The sequence below is a fragment of the Brevundimonas sp. genome (assembly GCF_013912005.1).
Taxonomy (GTDB): domain Bacteria; phylum Pseudomonadota; class Alphaproteobacteria; order Caulobacterales; family Caulobacteraceae; genus Brevundimonas.
Window position 1 is genome coordinate 1 of sequence record NZ_JACESB010000028.1, and the last position, 20,169, is coordinate 20,169.

Genomic DNA, 20,169 nt, shown 5'->3' on the forward strand with positions numbered 1-20,169 from the left:
CGCCCCCTCCGCCGCCGCCGCCGCCTGTGGCCACGCCCGCCGCGGGCGAGCTCGCGGTGAGCGGCTCACGCGTGCCCCGGGCGCCGGGGCAGATCGTCGGACCGGCGCCCCGGGTGGTTCCCGACACGGAACGCTACCCGAACGCCACGCCCAATCCCGTGCGCCGCGTGGCGGAGGAACCGGTTTCGACCTTCTCGATCGACGTCGACACGGCCAGTTATTCCAACGTGCGGCGTTTCATCGACGAGGGACGGGCGCCGCCGGCGGACGCCGTGCGGGTCGAGGAGCTGATCAACTATTTCGACTATGGCTACGCCCGGCCGCGGTCGGCCGACGAGCCGTTCGCGATCCACACCGCGGTGGCGGCGGCGCCCTGGGCGCCGGGGCGGCAGATCGTGCACGTGGGGCTGCAGGGCTATGAGCTGCCCGAGCGCGAGCGGCGGCCGCTGAACCTGACCTTCCTCGTCGACGTCTCGGGTTCGATGAACAGCCCGGACAAGCTGGCGCTGGCGCAGCGCTCGATGAACCTGATCATCGACCGGCTGCGGCCGCAGGACACGGTGGCGGTGACCTATTACGCGGAAGGGGCCGGGACCACCCTGGCGCCGACGCCGGGCGACCAGAAGCTGAAGATCCGCTGCGCGGTGGCCAGCCTTTACGCCTCCGGCGGGACGGCGGGCGCGACCGGCATGACCAACGCCTACGACCAGGCCCAGGCCAACTTCGCCCGCGACCGGGTCAACCGCATCCTGATGTTCACCGACGGCGACTTCAACGTCGGGGTCACCGACGACATGCGGCTGGAGGACTATGTCGCGGCGAAGCGGGAGACGGGCATCTACCTGTCGGTCTACGGCTTCGGGCGCGGCAACTACCAGGACGCCCGCATGCAGACCATCGCCCAGGCCGGCAACGGCGCGGCGGCCTATGTCGACGACCTCAACGAGGCGCGGCGGCTGTTCGGGCCGATGTTCGACCGCGGGGCCTTCCCCATCGCCGACGACGTCAAGATCCAGGTCGAGTTCAATCCGGCCCGCGTCGCCGAGTACCGGCTGATCGGCTACGAGACGCGGCTGCTGGACGAGGCCGACTTCGCCAACGACCGGGTCGACGCCGGGGAGGTGGGGTCGGGCGCGGCGGTGACGGCGCTCTACGAGATCACGCCGGTCGGCGGCCCCGGCCAGATCCCGGACCGGCGCTATGACCGGAACCGCATCGGCGTCGGCGGCGGCGATCCGTCGGGCGAGATCGGCTTCGTGCAGGTGCGCTACAAGCGGCCGGGCGAGGACGCCTCGCGACTGATCCAGCAGGTGGTGACGAACCGCGCCTCCGGGCGGGTGTCGGCCCAGCCGCCGGAGAGCACGCGCTGGGCCCTGGCGGTGGCGGCCTTCGGTCAGAAGCTGCGCGGCGATCCCTGGATGCCGGCCGACTACGGCTGGGCCGCGATCCTCGAGCAGGCCCAGGGCGCGCGGGGCGAGGATCCGTACGGGGAGCGGGCGGAGTTCGTGCAACTGGTCCGCGCGGCGTCGGAGCTGCCGGCGGCAAGGACGCCCTAGGGCGGCGAGGCTGGCGGGAATCGGCGCCGGCGCCGGTTCCCCTCTCCCCAGGGACGAGGGTTGGCGACATTGTGCCGCCCGTGACCGAGACCCTCTCCCCCGCCGCCGCCCGCCGCATCGCCCTGGCCGCCCAAGGCTTCGGCCGGACGCCCCCCGCGGCGCCCGGCCGGAGGCATGTCCGCGACCTCGCGCGCCGGCTGGGGGTGGTGCAGATCGACAGCGTGAACGCGGTGGCGCGAACCCACTACCTGCCCGGCTTCTCGCGGCTGGGCGCCTATCCGCGCGAGGCGCTGGAGGCCGAGGCTTGGGGGGCGCGGCGGGGATTGTTCGAATACTGGGGCCACGAGGCGTCGCTGCTGCCGGTGGAGAGCCAGCCGCTGCTGCGCTGGCGCATGGCGCGGGCGCAGGCGGGCGAAGGCGTCTGGGGCGGCGTGGCGCGGTTCGGACGCGAACGGGCGGACTACATCGCGGAGGTGCTGAAGGAGATCGAGCGGCGGGGGCCGGTCACCGGCGGCGACTTCGCGGAAGGCCCCCGCGGAGCGCCCGGCTGGTGGTCGTGGTCGGACGGCAAGCGGGCGCTGGAGTGGCTGTTCTGGGCCGGGCTGATCACCACCCGGACCCGGCGTGGTTTCGAACGGGTCTATGACCTGACCGAACGGGCGCTGCCGCGGGCGGTGGTCGAGGCCCCGACGCCGGACGAGGCCGACGCCCAGCGCGAGCTGGTGCGCATCGCGGCGCGGGCGCTGGGGGTGGCGACCGAGGCCGACCTGCGGGACTACTTCCGGCTGCCGCTGGCCGACGCGCGGGCGCGGGTGGCGGAGCTGGCCGAGGCTGGGGAGCTGACGCCGGTGCAGGTGAAGGGCTGGGCGCGGACCGCGTGGCTGTGGCCCGACGCGCGGCGGCCGCGGAAGGTGAAGGGCGACGCCCTGCTGTCGCCGTTCGACAACCTGATCTGGACCCGGGACCGCACCGAGCGGCTGTTCGGCGCGCGGGTGCGGCTGGAGATCTACACCCCGGCCCACAAGCGGACGCACGGCTACTATGTCCTCCCCTTCCTCGAGGACGAGGCGATCACCGCGCGGGTCGACCTGAAGGCGGACCGGCAGGCCGGCGTGCTGCGGGTGCAGGCGGCGTGGCGCGAGCCGGACACGACGGCGGCGACGCCGGAACGGCTGGCCGCGGAGCTTGGGCGGATGGCCGGCTGGCTGGGCCTGGAGCGGGTGGAGGTCGTCGGCCGCGGCGATCTGGCGGAGGCGCTGGCGGCCGCCGGCTAGACCTCGAACCGCACCCCCTGGGCCAGCGGCAGGGCGGAGGAGAAGTTCACCGTCTGGGTCTGGCGGCGCATGTAGGCCTTCCAGGCGTCGGAGCCGGACTCGCGGCCGCCGCCGGTGTCCTTCTCGCCGCCGAAGGCTCCGCCGATCTCGGCCCCCGAGGGGCCGATGTTGACGTTGGCGATGCCGCAGTCGGAGCCCCAGGCGGACAGGAACTGCTCCGCCTCGCGCACCGAGTCGGTGAAGACGCAGGACGAGAGACCCTGCGGGACGGCGTTCTGCAGGGCCACCGCCTCGTCGAAGTCGGACCAGGTCAGGACGTAGAGGATGGGGGCGAAGGTCTCGTGCATGACCACCTCCGTCTGCGCCGGCATGCGCACGATGGCGGGGCGGACGTAGATTCCGTCGCGGTCCAGTCGCCCGCCGCCGGTGACCACCTCGCCGCCCTCCGAGACCGCCTGGGCGACAGCCGCCTCGAACGCCTCGGCGGCGTCGGGGTCGATCAGCGGCCCGACCAGCACGCCGTCCTCGCGGGGATCGCCGATCGGCAGGGACCCGTAGGCGGCTTTCAGGCGGGCCAGGAGGGCGTCGGCGACGCTCTCGTGCACCAGCAGGCGGCGCAGCGAGGTGCAGCGCTGTCCGCAGGTGCCGACGGCGGAGAAGGCGATCGCGCGAACAGCCATCTCCAGATCGGCGGAGGGCGTGACGATCATGGCGTTGTTGCCGCCGAGCTCCAGCAGGGAGCGGCCGAGACGGGCGGCGACGGTCTGCGCCACCGCCCGGCCCATCCGGGTCGAGCCGGTGGCGGACACCAGCGGGATGCGCGGGTCGGCGGCCAGGGCCTCGCCGGCGTCGCGCCCGCCGACGACCACCTGGGACAGGCCTTCCGGGGCGTCGCCGAAGCGGGCCAGGGCGCGTTCGAACACCGCCTGGGTCGCCAGCGCGGTCAGCGGCGTCTTCTCGGAGGGCTTCCAGATCACCGGGTCGCCGCAGACCAGGGCGAGGCAGGCGTTCCAGGCCCACACCGCGACCGGGAAGTTGAAGGCCGAGATGACCAGCACCGGCCCCAGCGGCTGCCAAGTCTCGCGCATGTGGTGGCCGGGCCGCTCGCTGGGCAGTGTCAGGCCGTAGAGCTGGCGCGACAGGCCGACGGCGAAGTCGCAGACGTCGATCATCTCCTGCACCTCGCCGAGGCCTTCGGAGACGATCTTGCCGGCCTCCAGGGTGACGAGGCGGGCGAGGTCGGGCTTGGCGGCGCGCAGCTCCTCGCCGAACAGCCGGATCAGTTCGCCGCGCCGGGGCGCGGGCGCGCGCCGCCAGACCTCGAAGGCGGCCGCGGCCCGGGCGACCACGCCGTCGAGGGCCTCGGCGGGAGTCTCCGACAGCCGCCCCGCGACCGAGCCGTCGACCGGCGACCGCGCCTCGAAGCCGTCGGAGCTCCAGATGGGGCCGTCGACTCCCAGTCGCGCGAGTATCGCCTTCGCCTCGTCCGCCGCCATCATGCACGCTCTCCACCGGGTCCGCGGACGGGTCTAGCCCGGCGACGGCGGCGGCGGAACCCGCCGTCGCGGCACGGGTTGTGTCGCCGACCCGACAGCAAGGAGACGGCGCATGAAGATCCGCGACATCATGAGCAAGGACGTGCAGGTGGCCCGTCCCGGCGACACCCTGCAGCAGGTGGCGGCGCGGATGCGCGACGGCGACTTCGGCTTCATGCCGGTGGCCGACGGCGACCGGCTGGTCGGCACCATCACCGACCGCGACATCTGCATCCGCGCCATCGCCGAGGGCGCCGCGAGCACCTCGCCGGTGATCGAGTACATCACCCGCGATCCGCACACCGCCCGCGTCGACGAAGACCTGAAGGAGGTTCTGGAGGCGATGGGATCGCGGCAGATCCGGCGGCTTCCGGTGCTCGACAAGGACGACCGGCTGGTCGGCGTGGTCTCGCTGGGCGATCTGTCGACGCGGGTGAAGGAAAAATACGCGGGCGAGGCGCTGGAGGACATCTCCCGGCCCTGACCGCCGGCGTTCAGGGCTGCTTAACCCTGTCGCCAAACCCGCTGTTCACCGCGCGCCGGCCATGTTCCGCATGAGAGACCGGAGCTAAGGCATGGCGCGCGCGCAATTCCAGAAGGGGCAAAAGGTCTGGGTCGAGTGCGTCGGCGCGTGGGCCCAGATCGAGAGGGTCCAGCCGGTCTGGGCCAAGGGCTTCGAGGAGCCGGTGCGGGTCACCTACGATGTGGGGCTGGGCCGCGAGTTCCTCGCCCACGAGCTTCTGCTACCGGTGGAAGACGCCGCGGCGGCTGCCGGCCAGAACTGGCGGCTGATGCGGGCCCGCAACAAGTGGCAGACGGCCGAGGACACCGCCCACCACCCCTACCCCGGCACCTATCCGGTGGTCGTGACCGATCGGGCGGACTGGGGCGGCTGGCGCGTGCCCGGCGCCGAGTACGACCGCGACCCGCAGCAGATCGAGTTCCAGGCCCGGCTGATCGCCGCCGCGCCGCGGCTGATGGCGCTGGCGGAGCGTCTGACCGCCGCCGTCGACGACGCGCCCGAGGACGCGCCGCCGGAGCTGCAGATGATGGCCCGCGAGGCGCGCGAGGTCCTGAAAGGCATCACCGACGTGCTCGCCCCGCCGCCGGTCGAAGCCGCTTCGCCGGCGACCCGCGCGGCCTGATTGCACCGGACGGGACAAGCCGCCTCGACACGAATCCGCGACGCAGCCTAGATTCAGGCATCGCCGTCGAATCGTCCGGGAGAGCGCCTTGCGGGGTGAGGAACGCCGCATAACACCGCAGGGACGACGGGCCGCCGATCGCAACAAGGCGCCGCCCGCCTGGCTTCGCATCGCCATCTACGTGCTGGTGCTGGCGATCGCCGCCCACGTCCTGCTGGTGGCGCGGGACGTCAGCGGCGCCCGGACGGACGGCTTCAGCCTCGCCGATCTGTGGGTGCTGGGGCCGCCGGTGGCCATCGGCCTCTTCACCCTCGTGGTCGTGTACATGATGGAGCAGCGGCAGCTCGGGATCAGCCGCGAATGGGCGGCCTCCGAGCGTCGCTTCCGCGGCGCGGTCGAGGCGGCGCGGTGCGGCGTCTGGGACTGGGACGTGGACGCGGGAGTGGTCACGGTCTCGGAGTACATGGCCCGGCTGATGGGACTGGAGCGCAGCGGCCCGGTGCCGGTCGAGACCTTCATCGAGCGCATCCACCCCCGTTTTCGCGACGCCTTCGACCACGCCCTGCGTCAGGCCCAGACCTACGGCGTGTTCGAGGTCAGCTTCCCCGCCCCCGACCCCCAGGGCCGGACGCGGTGGATCGACGCGCGCGGCCAGGCCCGCGGCGATCGCGGCGAGGAGGGCTTCTCCTCCATCCTCGGCATCGCGCTGGACACGACCGAGGCGCGGCGCGCCAAGGCCCAGGCCCAGGCGGCCGAGAGCCGGCTGCGGGACGGCATCGAGAGCGTGTCGGACGCCTTCGTGCTGTTCGACCGGCACGAGCGGCTGATCCTCTGCAACCAGGCCTTCCAGGACGCCTTCGGCTTCGAGGACGGCGTGCTGCGCAAGGGGGCCCTGAAGGCCGACCTGAACCGGATCGCGGCCCTGGCCATCCGCTCGGACCAGCCGGCTCCCGGCGGGCGGGTCGGCGCCCGCGAGGTCGAGCTGCACGACGGCCGCTGGCTGCAGCTGGTCGAACGCTTCACCTCGGACGGCGGCTCGGTGGTGTCGGCCGCGGACATCACGGCCATCAAGCAGAAGGAGGCGGAGCGCCAGCGGGCGGCGGAGCGCCTCCAGGCCACGGTGTCGGCGCTCGAACAGCGCGAGGAGGAGCTGTCGCACCTGGCGCGCAAGTACGAGGTGGCGATGACCCGGGCCGAGGCCGCCAACCAGGCCAAGTCCGAATTCCTCGCCAATATGAGCCACGAGCTGCGCACGCCGCTGAACGCCATCAACGGCTTCTCCGAGATCATGGCCGGCGAGATGTTCGGGCCGCTGGGCGACCCGCGCTACAAGGGCTATGCGGCCGACATCCTCAAGTCGGGCCAGCACCTGCTGAGCCTGATCAACGACATCCTCGACATGGCGAAGATCGAGGCGGGCAAGCTGACCCTGCACTACGAGCGCGTGTCGCTGCGCGAGATCGTCGACGACGTGGCGCGGCTGATGCGCGGCAAGGTCGCCGAGGCGGGGCTCAACCTGACCGTCGACGCGCCGGACCTGCCGGAGATCGACGCCGACCACCGGGGCGTGAAGCAGGTGATCCTGAACCTCGTCTCCAATGCGGTGAAGTTCACGCCCGAGGGCGGCGACATCGTCATCTCGCTGTCGCGGCTGGGGCAGGACCGGATGCGGGTGGCGGTGACGGACACCGGCATCGGCATCGCGCCGGAGGACGTGAGGCGGCTGGCCCGCCCGTTCGAGCAGGTCGAGGGACAGCATTCCAAGACGACCCAGGGCACCGGCCTCGGGCTCGCCCTGACCAAGTCGCTCGTCGAACTGCACGGCGGCCGGCTGTCGATCGACAGCGAACCCGGACGGGGCACGACGGTGAGCTTCGACCTGCCGATGCGGAAGCCGGCGACCGAGGCGGACGCCGGCGACCGGGCGCGGGCGGCCTAGGGACGGGCGGCCGCCCCCCGGCGGGCGTCGTCGCGGGGGCCGCGCGCGGCGAACCGGCCGCGGCGGGTCAGGACCGGCGCAAGGGCCGCGCGATCGTCCGGCTCCAGCGTCTGCAGCAGACCGACGGCGTCCGACTCGATCCGCGCCCGGCCCCGCAGCTCGGCGGCGCGCGACTGTTCCAGCAGGGCCCGGACCTGCACGGGATCGAAATCGGCGGAGCGCACCAGCTCGATCGCCTGACGACGCTTGAGCCGCGCTTCCTCGAAGTCGGGCCGCACCTCCCGCGCCGACTGCCGCAGGGTCTCGCGGACGTGTTCGCGCACCTCGGGATCGACGCCTTCCACCAGCGCAAGCGCCGGCGGCCGGTTGCGGGAAGGCCTGTCGGCGGCCTCGATCCGCGCCTCCACCGCCCGGTAGCGGATCACGGCGGCGCCCGCGGCGGCGAGGGCGAAGAGGTTCAGCGCCACCGATACGCCCAGCAGGATCCGGAGCGTGCGACTGGTCACCCGAGGACCTCCGTGTCGTCGAGCCCGAGCAGGGAGGACTGGTAGAGGATGGCGTCGGCTTCCGCATCGGCCGTCAGATGCGTGCCGAGCATGACCCCCGCCGCCACGCCGGCGCAGGCGGCGGCGGCCCAGCCGGCCCCGAGGGCGAGCCCCAGCCGGTCCATCCAGCGCCGCCCGGCACGGCGGGCCTGCAGCCCCGCGGAGGCGGCCGACGCCAGCACGCGGTCGCGCAGGGCGAGGGACGGCGCGGGCGACCCGGACGCCTGCAGCAGGGCGTCGATCGACTCCGCCTCCGCCAGGGCCGCGCGCGCCTGACCCGGATGGGCCGCCGCGAAGGCTTCCGCGGCGGACCGCTCGTCCGTCGGCCAGCGCCGCGGATCGGCGCCCCACGCCTCGACCAGGGCGAGAAATCTCTCCGCCGTCATCATACTCACGCTCCTTCAGCCCCCGGCCGCAGATCGGCCAGCGCCGCTCTCAACGCCCGCCGTCCGCGGGACAGCAGGCTTTCCAGGGCCTCGACGCTGATCTCCAGCAGCGCCGCGGCCTCGATGTTCGACAGCTCCTGATAATGGCACAGGATGATCGCCTCGCGTTGCCGCACCGGCAGGCGGGCGAGCGCCGCATCGACCCGGGAGCCGACGTCGGCGGCCAGCAGACCCCGATCCGGTCCCGGACCGGGATCGGGCCGGTCCGGCGGCGTCTCGGTCGGAACCTCGCGCCGCCGGCGCAGCCGGTCGTAGCAAAGGTTCAGGGCCACGCGGTGCAGCCAGGTGTCGAACCTCGCCCGGCCGGGCGCCCAGCGCGGCGCCTGCCGCCACGCCCGCAGCATGGCTTCCTGCGCCACGTCCTCGGCCTCGACGGGATCGCCGAGCATCCGCTGCGCCAGCGCCAGCATGCGCGGCAGCTTGCGCGCCACCATCGCCTGGATGGCCGCCGCGTCGCCGTCGCCGACGCGGCGCACCAGATCCTCGTCCGGGTCGGCGATCGGCGGCAAGCATCCCTCTTGCGATGATGGTCGGGAGGGCTGACAGGTCGCCGACCGCCGGGCCCGGCATTTCCTTACTCCGAAGCAGGCGCCGAAGGCGACGCCTGCGCCGCCGGGGCGCGGCGATTGGCCCGCGACGCCGCGCGGGCGGCGCGCCGCTCGACCTGGGTGACGTAGCCGTCGCCATCGGCGTCGAGCCGCGCGAAGGCCTGGGTCAGCCGGGCCTCAGCATCGGCGATGGCCACCGGGGAGGCCGCGCGCATGGGGCGGGCGGCGTTCCGGCCGTGGGCTCGCGTGCGGGCCCCGCCACGGGCGGCTTCGAACTCCGCGCGGCTGAGGACGCCATCCCGGTCGGCGTCGAGCCGGTCGAAGCGGGCGGCCATGCGGGTGGCGCGGTGCGCCTGGCGCGCCGCGCCGCGCTCCTCGGCCGAAACGGCGCCGTCGCCGTCGGCGTCGGCCGCGCGGAGGCGCTCGAGCCGCCGGCCGACGAACTCGGCCTGGCTGATGCGGCCGTCGCCGTCGGCGTCGGCGCGGGCGGGACCGGCGGCCGGCCGCTCCGGCGCCTGCTGGGCGACGGCGCCGCCGGCGGCGAGCACCAGGGCGGCGAGGCCGCCGATCAGAAGGGAGGTTCTCATCGTCTTGATCTCCATGGGGGGAGCGATCCAGGGCAGTCCCTGTCGGAGATCAAACGGGCGGGGGCGGACTCTCCGTCGCGGGCGCGGGCAGCGCACGTTCGAAGGCGGCGCGGGCGGCCGAGCGGACCTCCGTCAGGCGCGCCTGCAGGGTGTCGAAACTGTCGCAGCCGGCGACCTCGGCCAGGCGGCTGCGGAAGCCGTCGGGCTCCGCGGCCGGGTCGGGACGCTCGTCGAAGGCGGCGGCGAGCACCTGGGCGAGGGCCTGCTGGAGCCGCCACGCCTCGGCCAGCTCCGGCTGGTCCGCGAGGCCGTCCAGGGTGGAGGCGGCGACGGCCCCCCCGTCCCGCGCCGCCCGCAGCTGGCTCACCTGGGCGACGAATTCGGCGTCGACCTGGCCGCCGCGCGCCAGCTTCAGGTCCCAGAAGCCGCGGGCCGGCCGCTCCCGCGCCATCAGGTCGCGCATGCGGCGGGCGTCGGCGGCGATGTCGACGCCCGGCGGACGGGGACGACGGAGGATGTCGTGCAGCGCCTGCGTCACCCGCTCGCCGAAGGCGAGGTCGTCGCTCCACACGACCCGGGCGCGGGTCAGGGCCATGAACTCCCAGGTGTCGGCGTCGCGGGCGTAGTAGTCCTCCACCGCCGACAGGGGCAGGGACACCGGCCCCTTCGCCCCGGTGGGGCGCAGGCGCATGTCGACGTCGTACAGCCCGCCCTCGGCGGTGTGCGCCGACAGGGCGGCGATCAGGCGCTGGGTGAAGCGGGAGTAGAAGACGCCGGCGCTCCAGCCCCGCCCCTCCGAGACCGCCTCGGCGGGCGCCGCGTAGACGGTCATCAGGTCGAGGTCGGAACTGGCGGTCATCTCGCGCGACCCGGCCTTGCCGAGCGCCACGACCGCCACCGCTCCGCCCGGCAGGGCGCCGCCCTGCCGCACGGCCTCGGCGAGGGCGGCCGGGGCCAGCGCGCGCATGCAGGCGTCGGCGAGAACGGCGTAGCCCCGTCCCGCGGCCTCGGCCCCGGCCCGGCCGCTGACGACCTGCACGCCGATGCGGAACATCTGTTCGCGATGGACGCGGCGGACGACGTTCATCGCCGCCTCGAAGTCCGGCGCGGCGGCCGCGTCGGCGAGCATCTGCGCCACCACGCCGCTGTCCTCGTCCAGCGGCCGGACGAAACGGGCGTCCAGCATGCTGTCGAGGGCGGCCGGATAGCGCCCCAGCGCCCGCGCCAGCCGCGGAGCGAAGGCCATCACCCGCACCACCAGCTGGAACAGCTTCGGCTGGGCGAGGAACAGCGCCTGCACCTGCACGCCGGCGCTGAGGGCGGAGAAGAAGACGGCGAAGCGGCGGAAGGCGGCGTCGGCGGCGCCCGTCGCGGCCATGGCCTCCAGCAGCCGGGGCGCGAGGCGGGTGAACAGCTCGCGCCCGCGGGCGGTGCGGGTGGCGGGGATGCGGCCGTGGTGCCAGCTGCGGATGGTGTCCGCCACCGCGGCGGGGTCGGAGAAGCCCATCCGCGACAGGGTGCGCAGGGTCTCCGGGTCGTTCTCCACCCCGGTGAAGACGAGGGAGCCGAACGGGGAGGACAGCGCCTCGCCGCCTTCGAAGAGCTGGCCGTAGCGGCGGTTCACCCCGGCCAGCAGCCCCTCGACGCCGCTGTCGAACAGGGCGAGGTCCGCCTCGCCGGCGAGGGCGGCGACGGCCGCGCGCCGGGCCGGGTCCGCCGGGAGGTCGTGCGTCTGCTCGTCGTCCAGCATCTGGACCCGGTGCTCGAGGCCGCGGAGCTCCTCGTAGGCGGCGGTCAGTTCAAGGCAGACCTCGGGGGAGACATGGCCGGCGTCCCGGAGGGCGGCGAGGGCGTCGACGGTGCGTCGCTGGCGCAGGGCCGGATCGCGTCCGCCGAGGATCAGCTGCTGGGTCTGGGCGAAGAACTCGATCTCGCGGATGCCGCCGCGGCCCAGCTTCAGGTTGGCGCCGGCGGCCTCCAGCCCCTCACCGGTCTTGTGGACGTGGATCTGGCGCTTGATCGACTGGATGTCGAGGATGGCGGGATAGTCGAGGCTGCGCCGCCACACGAAGGGTTCGAGCGCCTTCAGGAAGGCGCTGCCGGCGCCGAGGTCGCCGAGCATCGGCCGGGCCTTGATGAAGGCGGCGCGCTCCCAGTTCTGGCCGACGCCCTCGTAGTAGGTCAGGGCGAAGGGGGCGGCCACGACAGGCGGCGTGGAGGACGGATCCGGCCGCAGGCGCAGGTCGACCCGGAAGACGTAGCCGTCGCCGGTGCGCTCCTGCATCAGCCCGGCGAAGGCGTGGGCGAGGCGGTCGAGAAAGCGCTGCGGCTCCACCCCGGCCGCCAGCGCCGGGATCAGCGCCTCCGGCTCCCAGAACAGGCTGACGTCGATGTCCGAGGAGTAGTTCAGTTCGTCGGCGCCGTGCTTGCCCATGGCGAGGCCGAACAGGCCGGGGAGCGGGCCGCGCGGATCGTCGGCCGCGCCGGTGATCCTGCCCCGCTCGCGCTGGTCGTGGACCACGGCCCGCAGGGCCGCCTGCGCCGAGGCGTCGGCGAAGCGGCTGAGGGCGCCGGTGACGGCGTCCAGCCCCCAGGCGCCGCCGAGGTCGGCGAGGGCTGTGAGCAGATGCAGTTCCCCCTTCAGCCGGCGCAGGGGCGCGCGGAGGTCGTCGGCGCCGCCGGCGAGCGCCCCGGTCCGGGCGAGGATGTCGGCCAGCCGGACAAGCGGGTCGTCCTCCAGAATGGCGCGGAGGCGATCCGGCGCGCGGCGCGCCAGGCCGAACAGGTAGGGGGAGGCGGCGAACACCGGCGCCAGGGCCGGCCAGGCCGTGTCGAGCAGATCGCCCCAGCCGCCCTCCCCGGCCGCCTCCGCGAGCCGCTCACGGGCCCGGTCGGCGGCGTCCGCGTCGACCACCGGACCGCACGGGGCGAGTCGGGCGTGGAGCGCGGCGGCGCTCACGCGCCGACCGCCGGCGGGAGAACGAGGGCGACGCGCAGGCCGGGGCCGAAGCCGCCGTAGGCGCCGGGCCCCTCGTCCAGCTGGATGCGGCCGCCGTGGGCCTCCATCACCGCGCCCACCAGGGCCAGGCCGAGGCCGGAACCGGGCTCGGTGCGGCTGTTGTCGAGGCGCACGAAGCGTTCGATCACCCGCTCGCGATCACCCTCCGGCACCCCGGGGCCGGTGTCGGTGACCGAGAATTCGATCTCGCCGGAGGACCGCCGGCGGGCGCGCAGCATCACGGCGCCGCCCGTGGGCGTGTACTTGATGGCGTTGTCGATGATGTTGGCCAGCGCCTGGGCGAGGAAGGGCCGGTTGGCCTCGATCATCAGGCCGCGCTCGATCTCGGCCGAGAACTCCAGCCCCTTGTCCTCGCTGGCCGGCTCGTACAGCTCGGCCATGTCGGCGGCCAGCTCGGCGGCGTCGAACACCGTCGGGTCCGGGGTGCGGCCCGATCCCGCCGCAGCCTGCAGGCGGGCGATGGCCAGGACCGTGTTGAACGTCTTGAGCAGGCTGTCGGTCTCGTCGAGCGCCAGCTGCAGGGCGTCGACCCCGTCGATCTTGCCCGCCTCAGCGTCGATCAGGGCGACCTCGAGCTTGGCCCGCATGCGGGTCAGCGGCGAGCGCAGGTCGTGGGCGATGGCGTCGCCGGCGTGGCGGATCGAGGCCATGGAGGCCTCCAGCCGGTCGAGCATGACGTTCAGCCCCTGCCCCAGCTCGTCGAGCTCGTCGCCGGAGTTGCGCACCGGCGCCCGGGCCTTCAGGTCGCCCTCCTGCACGGCGGTGACCACCCGGTTCAGCCGTCCCATCGAGCGTTCGAGATTGCGGCTGACGAACAGGCCTCCGGCCAGCCCCAGCAGCAGGACGATGCCCATCGCGGCCCACAGGGCCTGGGTCAGGCGCGCGAGGTAGGCTTCGGTGTCGCCCATCGAGCGGGCGACGAACAGGAGCTCGCCGGAGGCGAGGCGCACCTGCACCCCCCGGGCCTGCGGCCGGGTCACCCGGCCTTCGGCGTCGGTGTCGGTGTAGGGGTAGGTGATCCATTGCTCCCCCTCGGCGTAGTCGACGATCGGCGAGGCGGTCAGGGAGCCGGTGATCACGCTCCCCTCCCGGTCCATCAGCAGATAGAGGAAGGGGCTGTCGGTGATCAGCCGGTCGACCAGGGCGCGGTTGAGGGCGTCGGAGCCGCGCTCGCGGTAGATGCCGGTGAGGGTGTCGAGTTCGGCGCGCACGGCGGACTCGGCGCGGGCGCGGGCCTCGGCGGCCGAGGCGACGTAGACGTAGCCGAGGATGGCGCTGGCCGCCGCGGCGAACAGCGCGAGGAACAGCAGGGTCAGCCGGAACGGCGTGCGGCGCAGGAGGGAGGGGAGGCGCATCAGGCCTCCAGTCTGTATCCCGCCCCGCGGACCGTCTGCAGCATGGCCTTGTCGAAGCCCTTGTCGATCTTGGCGCGCAGGCGGCTGATGTGGACGTCGATGACGTTGGTCTGGGGGTCGAAATGATACTCCCAGACCTTCTCCAGCAGCATGGTGCGGGTCACCGACTGGCCGGCGTGGCGCATCAGGAATTCCAGCAGCTGGAATTCGCGCGGCTGCAGGTCGATCTCCTGGCCGGCGCGGTGCACGGTGCGGGCGATGAGGTTCATCTCGAGGTCGCCGACCTTGAGCATGGTGGCCACCGAGCCGGTCTCGCGACGGCGCGACAGCGCCTCGACCCGGGCGATCAGTTCGGCGAAGGCGTAGGGCTTGACGAGGTAGTCGTCGGCCCCGGCCTTGAGGCCGGTGACGCGGTCCTCGACCTCGCCGAGGGCGGACAGGAACAGCACCGGGGTCTGGTCGCCGTCCTTGCGCAGGGTCTCGACCATGCCGACCCCGTCGAGCCGCGGCATCATGCGGTCGACGACATAGACGTCGTAGCCGCCCTTCTGGGCTTCCAGCAGGCCGAAGGCGCCGTCGACGGCGTGGGTCACCTCGTGCCCCGCCTCGGTCAGGCCCCGGACCATGGCGGTCGCGGCGTCGGCGTCGTCCTCGACCACCAGAATGCGCATGGAATCAGCCCCCGTAACGAGAATCGCCGCCGATGTTAGCGCATCGGCGGCGGTTCCGGCAGTTAAGGGTTATTCAGGGTCGGGAAGTTCGAGGACGAAGGGGACGTTGCCCTGCGGGGTCCAGACCAGAAGGAAGACGCCGCGATCGCCGCGCCTCGCCGCCTCCACCTCCGCCTGGAGATCGGCCACGCTGGTCACCTGCCGGTTTCCGGCCCGCATGATGACATAGCCCGGCCGGAAGCCGCGGGCGGAACCGCGGCCCGGGGCGGTGACGACGATCCCGTTCACCTCGCGCGGGATGTCGAAGCGGCTGCGGGCGGCGGCGGTCAGGGGCGCGACAGTGACGCCGCCGACCTCGACCCCGGTGGCTTCAGGCGCGGGAGCCGGCCCCTCGCCGCCACTGCCGTTCGCCGCAGCCACCAGTTCTTCCTCCGAAGGACGCCGGCCGGAGCGGACCGTCACGGTCTGCCGTCGGCCGTCGCGGAGGATGTCCATGCGCAGATTGTCGCCGGGATCCGCCTGGCCCACCCGTCGCGTCAGGTCCGTGTTGTTTTCGACCTCGCGGCCGTTGAGGCTGAGAACGATGTCTCCCGCCCGCAGCCCGGCCGTGTCGGACGGTCCGCCCGGGTTGACGCTGACGATCAGGGCGCCGCGGCGGTTCGGCAACTGGAGACTGCGCTGGATTTCCGGCGTGATGAGGCCGACGGTCGCGCCGATGTAGCCGCGCTCGATCCGGCCCTCGCGCATCAGCTCCTCAACCACCGGCTTGGCGACCACCGAGGGAATGGCGAAGCCGATGCCGACCGAGCCGCCCAGCGGGTTGCCGTAGATGGCCGAGTTCACGCCGATGACGCGGCCGTAGATGTCGAAGGTCGGCCCGCCCGAATTGCCGCGGTTGATGGCCGCATCGATCTGCAGGAAGTCGACGTAGTTCGCGGTGCTCGGATCGATGTTGCGGCGGGAGACCGCCGAGACGATCCCGGCCGTGGCCGTGCCGCCGAGGCCGAACGGGTTGCCGACGGCGATGACCCAGTCGCCGACGCGGGGCTGCGCCGCCTCCTCGAAGCTGACGAACGGGAAGTCCGCGCCCTCGACCTTGATCACGGCCAGGTCCGTGGCCGGATCGCGACCGATCACCCGGGCCTCCAGCTCGCGCTCGTCGGCGAGCCTGACGGTGATCTCGGTGGCGTTCTCGATCACGTGATTGTTGGTGACGATGAAGCCGTCTGCGGAGATGAAGAAGCCGGAGCCGGCGCCGAGGGCGGTGGCGCCCTCCTCGCCGTCCTCGCCCTGCGGCGCCTCGCCTTCCGGCACGGGGATGCTGAAGCCGGGCAGGCCGGGGATCTGGAGCGAGCGCGGCGTCTCGACAGGGGTCCGAACGTCAATCTGCACCACCGCCGGCGCGACCTGCTGGAAGATGTCGGCGAAGCTGAGGGGCGCGCCCTGGGGCGGGGCGAAGGCGAGGCCGGCGGCGCCGGCGCTGGGGGCGAGGCGGCCGGAAACCCCGGCGACCGGCCCGGCCTGGGCGGACGGCCAGTCGATGACGCCGCCCGCGGTGGCGGCGGCCGCAAACGCGAGACCGGCGACGGCCCCGAGCATGAACTCCTTGCGCTTCATCATAGGCAGACTGCGTTCCCTCTGGTCGGGCGTCGTCGCGCCCGTAAGGCGATCAATATAGGGCGTTCGTCCCCGGGACCAACGCCCTGGCCGGGAGGATGGGTTCCCGACCGGTCAGTCGTCCGACGGCTTTGCGTCAGGATCACGGCGGTCGGCGAGGATTTCCGCCAGCCGGGCCTCCTCCTCCGCCGACAGGGGCGCGGTCTCCGGCCGGCGGCGGCGGGCGAAGGCGAGCAGGGCCGCGGCGACGGCCAGGACGACCACGAACGGCCCGAACCACAGCAGCCAGGTGCCGGCCCGCACGGGCGGGCTGAACAGGACGAAGTCGCCGTAGCGGCGGACGAGGTCGTCGCGGATCTGGGCGTCGGACCGGCCGGCGGCGATCTGCTCGCGCACCAGCTGGCGCATGTCCGCGGCAATGCCGGCGGGACTGTCGGCGATGGCCTCGTGCTGGCAGACCACGCAGCGGATGTCGTCGAACAGGGCCTGGGCGCGGGACTCCTGCCGGGCGTCCGCCAGCGGCCGGTCCGGGGCCGGCGGCGGCTCCTGGGCGACGGCGGTGGAGGCCGCGACCAGGCACAGCAGCGCGGCGAACGCCCGGCCGGCGCGACGCGTCAGGGCGGCCAGCCGGCTCACGCCGTCCTCGCCTTGCGCGCGCCGGCGGTCAGGCGCAGCCGGCGATCCAGCAGCGACAGCACGCCGCCCAGCGCCATGATGGCGGGGCCGAGGAAGATCAGCCGGGCCCAGGGGTTCCACCACACGCGCACGCTCCAGCCGGGGGCGCCGGCCGGGGTCTGGCCGCGCTCGCCAAGCACCACATAGACGTCGTCCAGCCCGCGGAAGTCGAGCCCCACCTCGGTGGTGGTCTGGCCGCCCGCGGGGAAGAAGCGACGCTCGGCGGTGACCTCGCGCGCGCCGCCGGGGCCGGCCACGGTCAGCCGCCCCTGCTCGGCCAGGTAGTTCGGCCCCTCGACGATGCGCACGTCCCTCAGGGTGACCGTCCACTGGCCCGCCTGCAGCGACTCGCCGACGGCGAGCGGCTGCGCCGCCTCGACGCGGAAGCCGGTCTCGACCACCGCGCCGAGCACGAAGACGCCGAGGCCGGCGTGGGCCAGGGTCATGCCCCAGGCGGCGAACGGCAGGCCGCGCGCCCGGCGCAGGGACTCGCCCGCGGAGGCTCGGAACAGGCGGATCCGGTCGGCGGTCTCGGCCAGGGCGCCGAGGATCAGCCAGGCGCCGAGGCCGAGGCCGAGGGCGGAGAGGATCTTGCGCGGCTCGAAGGCGAACCAGCCGGCGACGGCGAGGAGCAGGGCGAGGCCGAAGACGAGGGCGAGGCGCTGGACCACGCCGCGCAGGTCGCCGCGCTTCCAGGCGAGGAAGGGCCCGGCCGGGAGGACGACCAGGGCCACGGCCATCAGGGGGACGAAGGTCAGGGCGAAGTAGGGCGGGCCCACCGAGATGGTCGCCCCCGTGGCCGCCTCGAGGATCAGCGGATACAGGGTGCCGAGCAGGACCGTGGCGGCGGCGGCCGTCAGGAACAGGTTGTTCAGCACCAGCCCGCCCTCGCGGCTGACCGGGGCGAACAGGCCGCCGCCCTTCAGCTGCGGCGCCCGCCAGGCGAACAGGGCGAAGGCGGCGCCGGCGGTGGCGCCGAGGATGGCGAGCAGCATCATGCCGCGCTCGGGATCGACCGCGAAGGCGTGGACACTGGTCAGGACGCCGGAGCGCACCAGGAAGGCGCCGAGCATGGAGAAGCTGAAGGCCAGCAGGGCGAGGAAGGTCGACCAGCCGGCCAGCGCCCCGCGGCGCTCGGTGACGATCGACGAGTGCAGCAGGGCCGCGCCCGCCAGCCAGGGCATGAAGGAGGCGTTCTCGACCGGGTCCCAGAACCACCAGCCGCCCCAGCCGAGCTCGTAGTAGGCCCAGAAGGCGCCGAGGGTGATGCCGAGGGTCAGGAGCACCCAGCTGGCCAGCGCCCACGGCCGCACCCAGCGCCCCCAGGCCGGCCAGAAGGCGGCGTTGGCCCGGCCCTCGACGAGGGCGGCCACCGCCAGCGAGAAGCAGACCGAAAAGCCGACGTAGCCGCCGTAGAGGAAGGGCGGATGGAAGGCGAGCGCCGGGTCCTGCAGCAGCGGGTTCAGCGAGGCGCCCTGGAAGGGGGCGGGGTCGAGGCGCGCGAAGGGATTGGAGGTGAAGACGGCGAAGGCGAGGAACAGGGCCCCGAGCAGGCCCTGCACCGCCACGGCCGAGGTGCGCAGGCCGAAGGGCAGGTTGCGGGCGCGGGCGAGGGTCGCGCCGAAGCCGGTCAGGACCAGGCACCACAGCAGCAGGGAGCCCTCGTGGCTGCCCCAGGCGGCCGCCACCTTGTACAGCATCGGCTTGTCGGTGTGGCTGTTGGCGGCGACGTTGGCGACCGAGAAGTCCGAGGTCGCAAAGGCGTAGACCAGCGCCGCGAAGGCGACGAGGACCGCCGCCGCGCAGGCCAGGGCGGCGCCGTTGGCCCCGCCGGCCAGCACCGGGCTGCGGCGGAGACGGCCGCCGACGGCGAGCGCCGTCTGCAGCACCGCCAGGGCGAAGGCGAGGACAAGGGCGAAGGCGCCCGCTTCGACGATCACGAGGCGGAGTCCCCGTCGACCAGGCTGGCCTCGGGCCGCCACTCGCCCTTTTCCTTCAGGCTGCGGGCGACCTCGCGGGGCATGTAGGTCTCGTCGTGCTTGGCCAGCACCTGGGTGGCGCGGAAGCTGCGGTCGGGGAGGAAGGCGCCCTGGGCGACGACCCCCTGCCCTTCCCGGAACAGGTCGGGCAGGTCGCCGCGGTAGACGACGCGGGTGGTGGCGACGGAATCGGTGACGACGAAGGCGACCTCGCCCGGCGTCGGCCGCTGGATGCTGCCGATCTCGACCAGGCCGCCGAGCCGCACCACGCGGCCCGCCGGGGCCTTCTCCGCGGTGGCCTCGGACGGGGTGAAGAAGAAGGTCACGCTGTCGCGCATGGCGAAGAGCGACAGGCCGACCGCGAGGGCCAGCACCGGCGCCACGGCGAGCACCACCCAGAGCCGGCGGCGCGCCTTCGGGGACTTCGGCAACCAGGCCATCAGGCGTCTCCACCCGGCAAGCGCGCCTCGAGGTCGGCGCGGCGGGGATCGCGGGGATCGAGGGCGGCGATCAGCGGCAGCCACATCTCGCGCACGGCGGCGGCGTCGCCGCGCGCCAGCGCCGCCTCGCCGAGGAAGTAGCGCGCGCCCAGCTGGCCGGGATCGCGCCGGACCGCCTGCCGGAAGGCCGCCTCGGCGTCGCCGTCGACGGCGCCGCCGTTGGCCCGGACGAGGCTTTCGCCGAGCCGGCTCCAGCTCTGCGCGTCGTCCGGCTGCAGGGCGAGGGCGCGACGGAAGGCGGAGGCGGCGCCGATCGGGTCGCCCGCCTCGAAGCGGGCGGCGCCGAGCATGGTCAGGGCCTCGTGATCATCCGGACGTTCGGCCACGACGCGGGCGGCGACCGCTGCGATCTGCGGCGCCTGCAGGGTGTCCAGCCGAGTGGCCCATTCGTCGACGCGGGACTCGTAGCCCTGGTCCGGCGCGCCGGGCGACCCGACGAGCGCGTACAGGCCGAGGGCCAGGGCCCCCGCGGCGGCGACGCCGCCGAGCACCCACCGGGGGTCGCCGCGGCCGGCCTCGACGGGCGTCGCGCTGCGGCCGGAGGCGAGGATGCGGCGGGCGGCCTCGGCGCGCGCGGCGGTCCAGGACGCCTCGTCCATCAGGCCGCGCTCGCGCAGGCGGTCCAGATCGGCCAGCTCCGCGCCGGCGGCCGCGGTCTCGACCGCCGCGCCGGCGTCGGCGCCCCGACGGGCGGCGGCCAGCACCGGGAGACCGGCGAGGGCGGCGGCGACGGCGGTCATGATCCAGAACAGAGTCATAGCCGCCGCGATCTAGCCTA

The 20,169-nt window shown here is 73.9% G+C and carries 18 protein-coding genes; 5 read left to right on the plus strand and 13 right to left on the minus strand.

Features of this window, described 5'->3' with window-relative positions:
* Together H2038_RS13550 and H2038_RS13555 are read left to right on the plus strand one after the other, a co-directional pair.
* Positions 1 to 1,556: VWA domain-containing protein (locus H2038_RS13550; RefSeq protein ID WP_292114267.1), on the plus strand; the 1,556-nt coding region annotated here is incomplete at its 5' end.
* Positions 1,557 to 1,636: 80 nt separating this feature from the next.
* On the plus strand, positions 1,637 to 2,830 hold the full coding sequence (locus H2038_RS13555; RefSeq protein ID WP_292114269.1) for a winged helix-turn-helix domain-containing protein: 1,194 nt from the start codon (positions 1,637 to 1,639) through the stop codon (positions 2,828 to 2,830).
* Here H2038_RS13555 and H2038_RS13560 read toward each other — a convergent pair.
* Positions 2,827 to 4,326: an aldehyde dehydrogenase family protein gene (locus tag H2038_RS13560; protein ID WP_366926504.1), complete on the minus strand. Its 1,500-nt coding sequence runs from the start codon at positions 4,324 to 4,326 to the stop codon at positions 2,827 to 2,829. The two genes, H2038_RS13555 and H2038_RS13560, sit on opposite strands and share 4 nt — an antisense overlap.
* A 112-nt stretch (positions 4,327 to 4,438) precedes the next feature.
* On the opposite strand from H2038_RS13560, the gene H2038_RS13565 reads away from it, so the two are divergent.
* The 3 genes from H2038_RS13565 (at position 4,439) to H2038_RS13575 (ending at position 7,449) form a co-directional block, all read left to right on the plus strand.
* Positions 4,439 to 4,849 (plus strand): CBS domain-containing protein, encoded by a 411-nt coding sequence (locus tag H2038_RS13565; protein ID WP_292114273.1) that lies wholly within the window; start codon positions 4,439 to 4,441, stop codon positions 4,847 to 4,849.
* A gap of 91 nt (positions 4,850 to 4,940) precedes the next feature.
* Positions 4,941 to 5,510 (plus strand): hypothetical protein, encoded by a 570-nt coding sequence (locus H2038_RS13570; RefSeq protein ID WP_292114275.1) that lies wholly within the window; start codon positions 4,941 to 4,943, stop codon positions 5,508 to 5,510.
* Positions 5,511 to 5,598: 88 nt separating this feature from the next.
* Positions 5,599 to 7,449, plus strand: a complete 1,851-nt coding sequence (locus H2038_RS13575) for an ATP-binding protein (RefSeq protein WP_292114278.1) — start codon at positions 5,599 to 5,601, stop codon at positions 7,447 to 7,449.
* Here the strand turns inward: H2038_RS13575 and H2038_RS13580 are convergent.
* From H2038_RS13580 to ccmI, 12 genes are all read right to left on the minus strand, one after another.
* Positions 7,446 to 7,955 (minus strand): periplasmic heavy metal sensor, encoded by a 510-nt coding sequence (locus H2038_RS13580; protein ID WP_292114280.1) that lies wholly within the window; start codon positions 7,953 to 7,955, stop codon positions 7,446 to 7,448. The genes H2038_RS13575 and H2038_RS13580 overlap by 4 nt on opposite strands.
* A complete protein-coding gene (locus tag H2038_RS13585; protein ID WP_292114281.1) occupies positions 7,952 to 8,383 on the minus strand; it encodes a hypothetical protein in 432 nt (143 codons plus the stop codon). The genes H2038_RS13580 and H2038_RS13585 overlap by 4 nt, the downstream gene beginning before the upstream one ends.
* A 2-nt stretch (positions 8,384 to 8,385) precedes the next feature.
* Entirely contained in the window at positions 8,386 to 8,949 is a 564-nt protein-coding gene (locus H2038_RS13590) for an RNA polymerase sigma factor (RefSeq protein WP_292114283.1), read from the minus strand.
* Between the two features lie 65 nt (positions 8,950 to 9,014).
* Positions 9,015 to 9,575, minus strand: coding sequence for an EF-hand domain-containing protein (locus tag H2038_RS13595; protein ID WP_292114284.1), 561 nt, complete (start codon positions 9,573 to 9,575; stop codon positions 9,015 to 9,017).
* A 49-nt stretch (positions 9,576 to 9,624) separates the two neighbouring features.
* Complete coding sequence (locus H2038_RS13600; protein ID WP_292114286.1) at positions 9,625 to 12,534, minus strand: bifunctional [glutamine synthetase] adenylyltransferase/[glutamine synthetase]-adenylyl-L-tyrosine phosphorylase; 2,910 nt, start codon at positions 12,532 to 12,534, stop codon at positions 9,625 to 9,627.
* The gene (locus H2038_RS13605; RefSeq protein ID WP_292114288.1) at positions 12,531 to 13,949 is read right to left on the minus strand and encodes a HAMP domain-containing sensor histidine kinase; all 1,419 of its coding nucleotides are present in this window, start codon (positions 13,947 to 13,949) and stop codon (positions 12,531 to 12,533) included. Before H2038_RS13605 ends, H2038_RS13600 begins: the two co-directional genes overlap by 4 nt.
* Positions 13,949 to 14,620, minus strand: coding sequence for a response regulator transcription factor (locus H2038_RS13610; protein ID WP_292114290.1), 672 nt, complete (start codon positions 14,618 to 14,620; stop codon positions 13,949 to 13,951). Before H2038_RS13610 ends, H2038_RS13605 begins: the two co-directional genes overlap by 1 nt.
* Before the next feature lie 69 nt (positions 14,621 to 14,689).
* Positions 14,690 to 16,240: a trypsin-like peptidase domain-containing protein gene (locus H2038_RS13615; RefSeq protein ID WP_292114292.1), complete on the minus strand. Its 1,551-nt coding sequence runs from the start codon at positions 16,238 to 16,240 to the stop codon at positions 14,690 to 14,692.
* A gap of 111 nt (positions 16,241 to 16,351) precedes the next feature.
* A complete protein-coding gene (locus H2038_RS13620) occupies positions 16,352 to 16,873 on the minus strand; it encodes a cytochrome c-type biogenesis protein (RefSeq protein WP_292114293.1) in 522 nt (173 codons plus the stop codon).
* A complete protein-coding gene (locus H2038_RS13625; RefSeq protein ID WP_292114296.1) occupies positions 16,870 to 18,852 on the minus strand; it encodes a heme lyase CcmF/NrfE family subunit in 1,983 nt (660 codons plus the stop codon). The genes H2038_RS13620 and H2038_RS13625 overlap by 4 nt, the downstream gene beginning before the upstream one ends.
* Positions 18,849 to 19,331: a cytochrome c maturation protein CcmE gene (gene ccmE / locus H2038_RS13630; RefSeq protein WP_292114299.1), complete on the minus strand. Its 483-nt coding sequence runs from the start codon at positions 19,329 to 19,331 to the stop codon at positions 18,849 to 18,851. Before ccmE ends, H2038_RS13625 begins: the two co-directional genes overlap by 4 nt.
* Positions 19,331 to 20,149, minus strand: a complete 819-nt coding sequence (ccmI, locus tag H2038_RS13635; RefSeq protein WP_292114301.1) for a c-type cytochrome biogenesis protein CcmI — start codon at positions 20,147 to 20,149, stop codon at positions 19,331 to 19,333. The genes ccmE and ccmI overlap by 1 nt, the downstream gene beginning before the upstream one ends.
* Positions 20,150 to 20,169 lie beyond the last annotated feature (20 nt).